The 11,172-nt window shown below is 62.6% G+C and carries 7 protein-coding genes; 2 read left to right on the plus strand and 5 right to left on the minus strand.

The genetic code is table 11. The features are described 5' to 3' along the window. Positions 1–182: 182 nt before the first annotated feature. Both ACH2EI_RS10935 and ACH2EI_RS10940 read right to left on the minus strand, forming a co-directional pair. Positions 183–2,996, minus strand: a complete 2,814-nt coding sequence (locus ACH2EI_RS10935; protein WP_395151652.1) for an efflux RND transporter permease subunit — start codon at positions 2,994–2,996, stop codon at positions 183–185. Between the two features lie 202 nt (positions 2,997–3,198). Next, on the minus strand, positions 3,199–4,422 hold the full coding sequence (locus ACH2EI_RS10940; RefSeq protein WP_395160010.1) for a cytochrome P450: 1,224 nt from the start codon (positions 4,420–4,422) through the stop codon (positions 3,199–3,201). 188 nt (positions 4,423–4,610) lie between these two features. On the opposite strand from ACH2EI_RS10940, the gene ACH2EI_RS10945 reads away from it, so the two are divergent. Together ACH2EI_RS10945 and ACH2EI_RS10950 are read left to right on the plus strand one after the other, a co-directional pair. Next, positions 4,611–6,674, plus strand: coding sequence for a RecQ family ATP-dependent DNA helicase (locus ACH2EI_RS10945; RefSeq protein WP_395160012.1), 2,064 nt, complete (start codon positions 4,611–4,613; stop codon positions 6,672–6,674). 58 nt (positions 6,675–6,732) lie between these two features. Then, on the plus strand, positions 6,733–7,653 hold the full coding sequence (locus ACH2EI_RS10950) for a DNA-processing protein DprA (RefSeq protein ID WP_395151658.1): 921 nt from the start codon (positions 6,733–6,735) through the stop codon (positions 7,651–7,653). Between the two features lie 81 nt (positions 7,654–7,734). On the opposite strand, the gene ACH2EI_RS10955 is transcribed toward ACH2EI_RS10950, so the two are convergent. The 3 genes from ACH2EI_RS10955 to ACH2EI_RS10965 form a co-directional block, all read right to left on the minus strand. Then, a complete protein-coding gene (locus ACH2EI_RS10955) occupies positions 7,735–8,658 on the minus strand; it encodes an LLM class F420-dependent oxidoreductase (RefSeq protein ID WP_395151660.1) in 924 nt (307 codons plus the stop codon). Positions 8,659–8,662: 4 nt separating this feature from the next. Next, positions 8,663–10,066 (minus strand): ABC transporter permease, encoded by a 1,404-nt coding sequence (locus ACH2EI_RS10960; RefSeq protein WP_395160014.1) that lies wholly within the window; start codon positions 10,064–10,066, stop codon positions 8,663–8,665. After that, a partial coding sequence (locus tag ACH2EI_RS10965; protein ID WP_395160016.1) for an ABC transporter permease occupies positions 10,063–11,172 on the minus strand: 1,110 nt, incomplete at its 5' end. The genes ACH2EI_RS10960 and ACH2EI_RS10965, both read right to left, overlap by 4 nt.

An 11,172-nucleotide genomic window follows, 5' to 3' on the forward strand; every position in this document is an offset into this window, starting at 1 on the left:
ACCGATCACCTCTTGCTTGCGCTCACCGTACATCCGGTGGTTGTCCTCGGCGCCCGAGTCGAGCAGCTTCGCCTCAATCTTCGATCGCCACTTCTGCTTCGTCAGGTCGGGCATCAATTGATCTTGTCACACCGAGGTCTGACCTGAGTGTGACAAAAGCAGGACAGAAGCGGGACGATCTATCAGGTGAGGAGGGTTCGGCCTTGACGCTTGCGGGCCCAGTTGCGGAGCGGTGTACGCACCGATTCGAGGCCGAGATAAAACGACGGGAAGCAAACAAGCACGAGGATCGTCGAGCTGACCAAACCACCCATCAGGGTGAAGCCGAGCGACTCCCAGAACGGATCGCTGAGCGCCAGCGGAAGCAGACCGACGACGGTGGTGATCGTCGTCGCGATCAGCGGGCGGAAACGCGAGGTGACCGCTGCCTGGATTGCTTCGCCAGCCGACGCGCCGGCACGGCGCTGTTGGTTCGCCGAATCGACGAGCAGGATCGTGTTGTTGACCGCGACCCCGATCAGGGCGATGAACCCCACGCTGGAGAGGAACGATTGCGGATTGTCGGTCAGTTTGAGGACCCCGAAGACCCCGAGGAAGCTCAGCGGGATCGCCAGGAAGATCAGTAACGCCTGTGCGAGTGAACGGAACTGCACGGCAATCAACACGAGCATGAGGCCGAGGGCGATGATGCCCGCCGTAATCAGGCCGGCGAAGTCGTCCTGGTTGTCAGACTCGAGACCGAAGTCGAACTCGACAGCTGATGCAGCGAGCCCGCGTGACTCGATGTCAGATGCCGGGAAGTCGGCTTCGACGAGCAACTGCGTGTCGGTCAAGATGCCAGAGACGCCCTGCTCTTCGTCGTACTTTGCTCGAACTTCGATGATTCGCTGGCCGTCGACACGGTCGATCTCGCCGTCGGTCGACACGATTGCATTGGTCACGGTGACGGTGCTGCCACCCGACTCGAACGAGCGACCGAGCAGGTTGTCACGAATGTCTTCGGCGAGCTGCTGGCCCGCTGCAACCGACGCTGCATCAGACACTTCGATCTGCGTGGCGAACGGGAACTCAAGGAGTGGCGGACCGTTCTCGAGCTGGCCGACCGTGAGTCGAAGGCCAGGGTTGGCATCGGCAATCGCGGTGAACTGCGCCTCAATCTCGTCGACGAACACTGGGGCCTTCGTGTCGCGAGATCCGATGGGTGTCAGATCGAGGAAGATCTCGGTGACCCGCTCGTTGCCACGCACGTATTGCGAGCGGTCGAGGTCGTCACCGAGCACACCGAGCACCACGTCGTCGACTTCGTCGGAGATCATCTGAGCCTGCTCGATTGAGGTGCCAGCCGGGAACTCGGCGGCGACAGCAAGGCCGGTAGCGTCCTTTCCGGCCGGGAAGATCGAGAACGGGAGCGAACCGGCAATAGTCCCGCCGGTCATGATCGCGGCCAGCGCCACAGCTACGAGGCCGAAGCCGGTGATGCGGCCCTTCCAGCCGTTGCGCCACGGATACGCAGCCAGACGGCCAGCAGCCTTGGCGACGCGCTTCTCGACACGCACGATTGGGTTGTTACTCGGCGCTCCCTTCAAGAGAAACACTCGGGCGACAGCCGGAATGAAGACGATCGAGAAGATGAACGACAGGATCAGCGTGATGATCACGGTCGCCGGGATCGACCGGATGAACTCGCCGAGGATGCCCCCGACAAAGAGCATCGGTGAGAAGACCACGACGGTCGTCAGGGTGCCAGCGAGGGAGGCCGAGCCGACGCGTTCGATCGCAGTGCGCACGATGCCGAGGCGGCGACCGCCCTCGGCCGGGCTGGGCTCGTCGCGGCTGGAGTCGATCGACTCGGAGACCACGATGGCATCGTCGACGAGTAGGCCGAGCGTCAGGATCAGGCCGAACAGCGTGATCGTGTTCAGCGAGTAGCCGAACACCCAGAGGCCGATGAGCGAGCCCATCATCACGAGAGCCATGAAGCCGGCAGTCATAACAGCCACGCGCCAGCCGATCAGCAGCAGGCTGACGAAGGCAACAGCGATGAGGCCGGTCAGCAGGTTCGAGGTGAGCGACGACAACTGCTGACGCACACCGACGGCGAAGTCGGCAGTGATCGCCGATGTGAATCCGTCAGCAAGCGGCGAGTCAGCGCTGTCAAGGCGACTCTCGATCAAATCGGAAAACGCGAGGACGTCGAGTTCAGTGGTCTCGCTACGGATCAGGCCGACGGCAATTGCATTGTCGTAGCCCGAGCTGTCGAGCGCGACGCGAGTAAACCGGGTCAGGCGAGTCTCTTGTTCGCCATTGGCCGGATTGAGCGAGGCAGTCTCGAGGTCGCGGACGTCGGCCACCCCAACATCACCTTCCGCGGCGAGGTACGTGCTGAGCAGTTCGGCCTGTTCCTGCAGCTGCGTTGGTGTGGCATCGGGCGGGCCAATGATCGACACAAGTGCATCGAACTGGCCGACGAGCTTGGCGGCGTTCACCGGGTTGTAGAAGATCTGGGTCCCATTGGGCACGGTGAGGTCGAGGTCGAGCAGTCGCTGCGTACCGATGGCGGAACTGATGTCCGACTCGAACTCGACGACGATCGAGAACGAGCTGTTCCGCGCGGTTGCTTCGGTCGACACGACGCCTTCGACTTCGCTGAAGGCCGCTTCGAGCGGGACGATGATGTCCGCATCGATCTGTTCGGTGTTGTCGAGGAAGTATGTGCCACTCACCACGGAGATGGGCGTGTTGATCGGCGGGAAACCCTCACGGTCAAGGCCGAATCCGAATGCCGAGATGCCTGCGACGAGAACGACGATGATGAATGCGAATGTCACTTGCCAGCGGCGCGCGGCACCTGCGGCGATCGACGCGATGATCGACTTCTTGGCGGGGAGCGACACCGTCCGGGCTGGATCGGCCGTCTCGCTCGCAGCCGTCTCACTCTCAGGCGTCTCGTTCGTGTCCCGCTCAACAGCAGGCTCGGCGGATTCGTCGTTGCTCATATGTGGGGGGCTCCATCCGCACTGTTGACGTGGCGCTCTACGCCACAACCGTTCAACCGTGTCAGGAGTTGCCCATCAGATCACGTCGAGTAACCCCTCACAACGAGCCTGCGGTCACACATGTTCACTCAGCACCGTCCCCCAGCACCGTTTGCGTCGAGGCATCAGTTGGCATGAGCGCGAGAAGTTCGACGCAAACGAGTCAGACGCTGATGGGGAGGCGCTCAAGACCGCGCAGGTTCACGCGGCCATTCCATGCGACCCCGGCTTCGTCGACGATGGCGTCAGGAAAACGGCGCAAGAACGAACCCATAGCGATCGATGCTTCGAGCTTCGCAAGGGATGCACCAAGGCAGTAGTGCGCACCGCTTCCGAACGACAGGTGCTGACCAGCACCTTCCCGACGCAGGTCGAGGTCGTCGGCGGTCGGGCCCCACTTGGCAGGGTCGTGATTGGACGACGCGAGGCCCGCAAGGACAAACATCCCCTTCGGAATAATCTTGCCTTGGAATTCGATCTCGTCGAGGGTGATGCGACGAGAGAACTGGACGGGGCTGACGAATCGGAGCATCTCGTCGACAGCCGTCACGTCGAGTTTGGGATCGTCGCGCCACAGAGCTGCCTGATCGGGGTTGCGGAGCAGTTCGTAGATGCCGGTTCCAATCAGGTTGACGGTGGTCTCGTGGCCAGCAATGAAAAGCAGTGCGACCTGGTCGCGCAGCTCGATCGAGGTCAGGCGGTCGCCGTCTTCTTCAGCCTGGATCAGCGCTGTGAGAAGGTCGTCAGCCGGGTTCGCACGCTTCCAGGCGATCACTCCGTCGATGTGGGCGTTCATCGCATCCGACGCTGCCCTGATCTCCGCGAAGGCATCGATGGCAAGCATCGGGTCAAGCGACTTGACGATGGTGCCCGACCATTTGGCGATCTGGTCCTTGTCGCTTTCAGGCATGCCGAGCATCTCGGAGATCACGTCGAACGGGAGCGGGAAGGCGAGCTCTTTGACGACGTCGCCGCCGCTGTTGGCCGCCATCGTGTCGAGTGCTCCGTCAACCAGTTCCTGGATGCGCGGGCGCAGTGCCTGGATGGCTGCCGGAGTAAACGCCTTACTGACGAGGCGACGGAGCCGCGTGTGGTCCGGCGGGTCGGTGTTGAGCATCGAGGTGTCACGTTCAAACTCGCCACCAGCGGCTTCGATCATCTCAGCACGGCGCGCTTCGTCGCGGATCTCAATCTTGTCGTCCATCACGCTCATCGACGGATCACGGAGCAGTCGGAAGACGTCGTCGTGCTTGAACAGCACCCACAGGTCAATCAGCGAGAGGTGCGCTGGGTCGTGATCACGCATCTCACCGAAGTGGGGATACGGATTCTCCATGTATCCCTCGTCGAGTGGATTAAAGAACGGTGTGGTGGTCTCAGCCGACATCCCCCGACAGTACGCGAGTGCTGCCGAATTCCGGAATTCCGATTCTTTGTGAGCCATGCCGGAGAAAGTCGCCACAATCGGTCACACAAAAATCGGTAACGCCCAAACACCGCTCGGCCAGGGATGGCTGCCCACCTTGTGTCCATGATCGATGAGGGACTGTGACAGCCAGGGTGCATGATGGGCCCATGACTGTTCTTGCCGGCGATACTGCGGGTGCTGACCCCATGCTCAAAGCCCTGCGCGAGCTGACCAGTCGAGCCGACGCCGACTTCCGACCCGACCAGCGTGAGGCGATCGAAGCGTTGGTCGAGCGGCGCGAGCGCGTCCTCGTGGTGCAGCGCACCGGGTGGGGCAAGAGCGCCGTCTACTTTCTCGCCACCCACCTCCTCCGCAAGCAGAGTCTCGGGCCGACACTGCTGATCTCTCCACTGCTTGCCCTGATGCGCAACCAGATCGAAGCGGCCGAACGGCTCGGGCTCCGATGCATGACGGTCAACTCGTCGTCAACGACCACCGTCAACGAACTCGCCGACCGGCTGCAGAGCGACAGTGTCGACCTCGTCCTCGTCTCGCCCGAACGGCTCGCTAACCCCGACTTCGCACAGCAGGCCATGCCGCTCCTCGGCAGCCGGCCCGGGCTCGTCGTGATCGACGAGGTGCACTGCATCTCCGACTGGGGCCACGACTTCCGACCCGATTACCGGCGCATCGGCCGCTTGATCAGTAATTTCGGCGACGGCAACGTCCCCGTGCTCGGTTGCACCGCTACTGCGAACAGGCGCGTCGTCGAAGACGTCGCCAATCAGCTTGGTACCGACATCACCACCTACCGGGGCACGTTGAGTCGTGACGGCCTGGCGCTGAGTGCTGTGAAACTCAGCCGACAGGCCGAGCGGCTTGCATGGCTGGCAGAACACCTCGGCTCACTGCCAGGTTCGGGCATCATCTATTGCCTCACCATCCGCGACGTCGACAACGTCTCCAGCTGGCTCAAGCGCCAGGGCCACGACGTTGAGGGCTACTCGGGCGCCACCATCAACGAAGATCGTGAAGTGCTCGAGCACCGCCTCAAGACCAACGATTTGAAGGCACTCGTTGCCACCTCCGCCCTTGGCATGGGGTACGACAAGCCCGACCTCGGCTTCGTCATCCACTTCCAGATGCCTGGTTCACCAGTCGCCTACTACCAGCAGGTCGGTCGTGCTGGCCGTGCCCTCGACGACAGCCGTGCCCTGTTGCTGTGCGGCAAGGAAGACGTCAACATTCAGGACTACTTCATCGAGCAGGCATTTCCCGACCCTGTCGACGTCGACGCCGTACTCGCAGTGCTCGACGAGGCAGCAGGCCCCGTGTCCTTGCGCGATATCGCATCGCAGGTTGACGTGAAGTGGACGAAGATCGAACTCGCCCTCAAGCAACTCGATGTCGAGGGTGTCGTACGCCGAGTCAAGGGCCAGAGCTACGAGCGCACACTCGCGGCGTGGACATATCCGCACGATCGAGTGCAATCCGTGACTGACGCCCGACGGTTCGAACAGAGGTTGATGTTCGACTACGCCGAAACAACCGGATGTCGTATGCGGTTTCTGACCGATCTGCTCGACGATGACCTCGGGCAGAGTTGCGGCATCTGCGATAACTGCCGCAACGAGTTCATCCAACCGAGCACATCGACGCAGCTCATTGCTGCAGCCGAGGCCTTCCTGCGGAACCGGCCTTTGACGATCGAACCAAAAAAGCAGGGCATCCCCGTGGGTGAGCGAACCCAGCAGGGCCGCACGCTTGCCCACTGGGGCGACAGCGGCTGGGGCCCGCTGGTGCAACAAGGCCGCCGAGACGGCCACTTCGCCGACGAGCTGGTCGGCGCGTTGGTCGAAATGGTCACCGAGTGGGCGCCATCGCCAGCACCCACCTGGGTCGCTGCGGTCCCTTCCGAACGAACCGGTGCACTCGTGCCGTCACTCGCTCAACGGGTAGCTGAAACGCTCGCCATTCCCTACGTGCAACTCGTCGAACGGGCCGAGCATCGGCCGCCACAGGTCGAGATGCAGAACAGTCCGCATCAGGCAGCCAACGTTGCAGGAGCTTTCACGCTCGGCGAGCCGCCACTCGGCGGACCGGTACTGCTCATCGACGACCTCGTCGATTCCGGGTGGACCCTCAACGAGATCGGGCGGTTGATGCGACGCAGCGGAAGCGGCCCGGTTTTCCCGACCGTCCTTGCGCTGTCCCTCGGGCGCCGGGCCTGACCAGCAACCACCGAGATCACTGGGCCGCGGCCAATCGACGTGCCATGATCGACTCACGATGAGTTCCGACACGCAACTCGCAGCACTCCTGCTCAGCAATCAGCTCACGCGCCTCGACGTCGCTCCGCTGAAGGCCCGCGAGTTCTGGGGCCTCGTCGACCGCACCGACGCACTCGGCATCGATGTTGGCGCACTCCTGACCGACACCACCGTGCGCGCTCAGGTCGCGCAAGGTGATGTGTCCGAGCAGCGCTTGAGCGGCTTGCTCGACGCCACGCGAGCATTCGCGTTCGAAATCGAACGGCTTGGCGAGGGTGGCATCACCTTGCTCTCCGCCCTCGACAAGCGATTTCCCGTCCTGCTCCGCGACCGAATGCAGCACCGCTGCCCACCGCATTTGTTCGCTGCCGGGGCGACCGACGTCCTGCTGCTCCGTCGCCTCGCGATCGTCACTGATGTGATTGACGACGCCATTGCATCGATCGTTCGACAGGCAGTCGCAGCAACCGTCGTCGCCGGGTGGGCGACTGTGGTCGGCGCCCCCGGCGAATCGAGAAACGGGGACGATCCGGCAATCGACGATGTGGTGCTCGATGAGTCTGGAGCCTGCGGCAGCACTCCCATCGTCGTGGCAGCCAATGGCATCAACCGTGCAGCCCGATCCCCCGACCTCCGCAAACTCGTCCAGCAGCAAGCACTTTGCCTTGTCAGCCCATTCGTTCCCGACACGACCGCATCGGCAGCAACTTCTCGCGCCCGCGACGCTGTGGTCCAAGCCATGGCCGACCGGACGCTTGTGGTGGCGTGCACCGATGGAACCGGCCCCACCTGGGCAACGGCGCTCGCCTCGGTCGAAGGTGAGCCTGCATCGGTACTGTCGTTCACGGGCCCCGGCTCTCGACCAGGAAACACCGCTCTCGTCGGCATGGGTGCGGTCAACATCGACCACATCGACACGCTGCACGAGCACCTGAGCTGAATTCTCCGCACCAGATCGTGGCTGGCGTTCGCCTTACCCAGCCGCTGCGATGCTCGCCCGCCCCATCGAGCAACGGTTCGCTCAGACGGGCATGACCTTTGCGGCAAACTCGGCCATCTTCTGTTCGGTGTCGCCGATGAACATGAAGGCCGGAGCTACCAGGCGATCGATGCCCCACGATGCCGCTTCCTCGACCGCTGCTGCGGGATCGGCCCCAAAAATTCCCGGGTGTACGCCGGTCATGTCGATCGCATCGGGATCACGGCCTACATCGGCGGCGGTCTGCTTGGCGATGTCGATCAACTCGGCCATGTTGCCCTTGGCCGGGAAGAACCCGTCGCCCATCCGACCGGCCCGCTTGGCTGCGGCCTCGCTATGCCCACCGATATGAATCGGCACCGAACCGTTGGTCGGCTTGGGGTTTGAAGAGATGTTCTCGAAGTTGATGAATTCGCCGTCGTACGACACACCGTCCGCCTTCCACAGCTTGCGCATCACGTCGGCGTACTCCTCGGTACGGCGGGTGCGGCCCTCCCACGGAACGTTGAGCGCATCGAACTCTTCGCGCAGCCAGCCGATACCGATACCCAGCATCAGGCGGCCATTCGACATCGAGTCGAGCGTGGCCACTTCCTTGGCGTACATCACGGGGTGGCGCTCGGGCAACAGCGAGATGCCCGTAGCCACCTTCAACGTGGTCGTGTGCGCTGCCACGTAGGCAAGCCAGATCAAGGGGTCGGGGATCGGGCTGTCACCCGAGCCAGGCATTTTGCCGTCAGGCGCGTACGGATAGGTCGATTCGTACCCTTCGGGATAGAGGATGTGCTCAACGGTCCACAGCGACTCGAACCCCGCCGCCTCTGCAGCTTTGGCCAGCGTCGCGGCGCCCTCTCCCGTTGTGAAGGTGACCGTGTTGGCAAATGCGACGCCGAACTTCATGAGTGACTCCTGGTTGTCGATGAGGTCGAAGAAAACCGCAGCAGTGCAAAAGACTGCCCGGTGCAAACGATCAGGCTTCGCCGCGTCGATACGCCTGCCCCGCCGCAGCGGGCGCCTTGAGGCTTTGGCTCGCGAAGATGAGAACGACAAGCACCAGCGCATACGGCATCGTGTTCGGCACCCAGTCGGCAGCTCGATCAGTGAGCAGATACCAGAGGAAGGTGATCGACGCGAGGACCGTTGCGAGCATCACGTTTGGTCCGCCCAGCTTGGCGACGCCCGACACGTACGAATCGGTCGGCGACTTCATGAAGGACTTGTCACTCGTGGCGGAATCGCCGACGACACCAGTTGCCTGAGCAGCCACGCCCGGCTTCGCCGCGTCTTTGCGATACGCGAAGATCGCATATCCGGCGAGCCCGATCGCGACGACGAGCAACAACGCACGTGTGGCGACGCCGCTCCCGGTTTCATCGAAGTCGTTGAGCGAGATAGCGAACGGGTAACCGAAGAGCATCGCGCCGACCATCACGCCGCTCGCTCGCCAGTTCCCGAAGATCAGCGCGGCGAGTGCGATGAAGCCTCGGCCGTTGGTCTGGCCGCCGCGATACAGGCCGGTCAGTTCAATCACGATAAACGCACCAGCGAGGCCTGCGAACGCGCCGCTCACCACGACTCCGAGATACTTGTGGAGGTAAATGTTGACTCCCAGCGATTCGCCCGCCTTGGGATTCTCACCGCAGATACGCAGACGCAGGCCGAGCCTGGTGCGGAACAGCAGCCATGCTGATGCGGGAACGAGCAACAGGCCGAACAGGGTGAAATAACGGATGTCGGTGACGAGCCCCTCGAGGAGACCAGCCATGTCGGAGAGGAAGAAAATCCCCCACCCGTCAATTTTCTCGAACAGTTGCGAAAGGCCCGGCACGGTGAACGTTCCGAGACCGTCGACTCGTGGTGATTGCGAGATCGAGCCGCCCCGCTGCGGGAAGAACCGGTCAGACAGAAAGCGTGCGAGGCCCGGCGCCAAGATGTTGATTGCCACGCCGCTGATGATGTGGTCGACGCCGAACTGCACGGTGGCGATGGCGTGGAGGAGTCCGCCGAGCGCGCCACCAATGAGGCCGCAGATCAGGCCGCCCCACGGCCCGAATTCGAATGCACCGATGGCCCCGCACCAGGTTCCCAGGATCATCATCCCTTCGAGGCCGATGTTAATGACCCCGACACGCTCGGAAAAGAGCCCACCGAGGCCAGCGAGCAGGATCGGCATCGCCCAGCGCAGCATGCCACTCGACGCATTCGGCGTGGTGAGGAGATCGGTGCCGCTGAATGACTGCACGATCGTGAGGATCAAGACGCCAGCAGCAGCCATGAGCGCCCAACGCGCCCAGTTCGGCAGCGCCTTCCAATGCTCGGCGACCGATGTGGTCGGCACGGGAAGTTTCGACGTGCCGTGCAGTGTGTCGGTCATGCCGTCACCTCTCCGCTCATTGCATCCGGTCCGCTCATTGCATCCGGTCCGCTCATTGCATCCGGTCCGCTCATTGCGTCAGTCGGTGCGACTGATTCGGTGGCCAGTGCCGCCCGTCTGACCTCATCGGACTGTTTGACGCGGTTCACCACCTCATAGGCGATCACCGCTGCCAACAAGATGGTGGCCTGCATGATGACCACGATCTCAGGACTTGCCGTCCCAGTGACCTGGAGCGGCGCCGAGCTGGTGTCGAGAAAGGCGAAGAGCAACGCGGCAACCGCCATGCCAGGTGCCGAGTTCCGACCGAGCAGCGCAACAGCGATGCCAGCAAAACCGAGCCCCTTCACGAACCCCTGGTCGTAGCTGTGATTCACCGAGAGGATCTCGGTCATCCCGATCAGGCCCGCCATCGCGCCTGATGCCGTCATTGCGATGAGCACCATTTTTTTTGGCGGGACGCCTCCGGCCCGAGCAGCGAACGGGTTCATGCCGCTCGCTCGCAAGTCGAATCCGAACCGGGTGCGGTTGACGACGACGTAGTAGCCGATTCCCAGCAGGATGGCGATCACGAACATCCCTCCGAGCTGGCGACCCTTGAGGATCTCACGGGTGAAGATCTCCAACAGTCCGTTGAGGTCGGGCATCCAACCCGACTCAGCGATCAACGGTGTGCCCTGGTTTGCGTCGGTCGGATCGTCGATCGCGCGCGGCAGCAACGCGGCGATAATGCCGCCGGTTGCGATGAAGTTCAACATGATCGTGGAGATCACTTCGTTGACGCCTCGGGTGACCTTGAGAAGGCCAGCAAGGCCGGCCCAAAGACCGCCAACGGTGACGGCAACAAACAGGATCAACGCAACGTGGATGGGGCCCCACAGGTTGAACTGCGAGCCGACCCAGGCAGCCATAAACGAGGCAAGGATGTATTGCCCCTCGACGCCAATGTTGAAAAGATTCATCTTGAACCCGATTGCCACCGCAACACCAGCGATGAACAGCGGTGTTGCGCGGTTCAAGATGTCGACCATCGACTCAAGCTTCGAGGCCGTGGAGATCATCTCTGAATAGGTATCGAGCCAGCTGCTTCCCGACAGGGTGAGCAC

Origin of the sequence: Ilumatobacter sp. (assembly GCF_041688325.1) — a bacterium.
Lineage (GTDB): Bacteria > Actinomycetota > Acidimicrobiia > Acidimicrobiales > Ilumatobacteraceae > Ilumatobacter_A.

Excerpts from the sequence above, each read along its gene's own strand:
- ACH2EI_RS10935 (WP_395151652.1), bottom strand. The coding sequence starts at position 2,996 with ATGAGCAACGACGAATCCGCCGAGCCTGCTGTTGAGCGGGACACGAAC.
- ACH2EI_RS10940 (WP_395160010.1), bottom strand. The coding sequence starts at position 4,422 with ATGTCGGCTGAGACCACCACACCGTTCTTTAATCCACTCGACGAGGGA.
- ACH2EI_RS10945 (WP_395160012.1), top strand. The coding sequence starts at position 4,611 with ATGACTGTTCTTGCCGGCGATACTGCGGGTGCTGACCCCATGCTCAAA.
- ACH2EI_RS10950 (WP_395151658.1), top strand. The coding sequence starts at position 6,733 with ATGAGTTCCGACACGCAACTCGCAGCACTCCTGCTCAGCAATCAGCTC.
- ACH2EI_RS10960 (WP_395160014.1), bottom strand. The coding sequence starts at position 10,066 with ATGACCGACACACTGCACGGCACGTCGAAACTTCCCGTGCCGACCACA.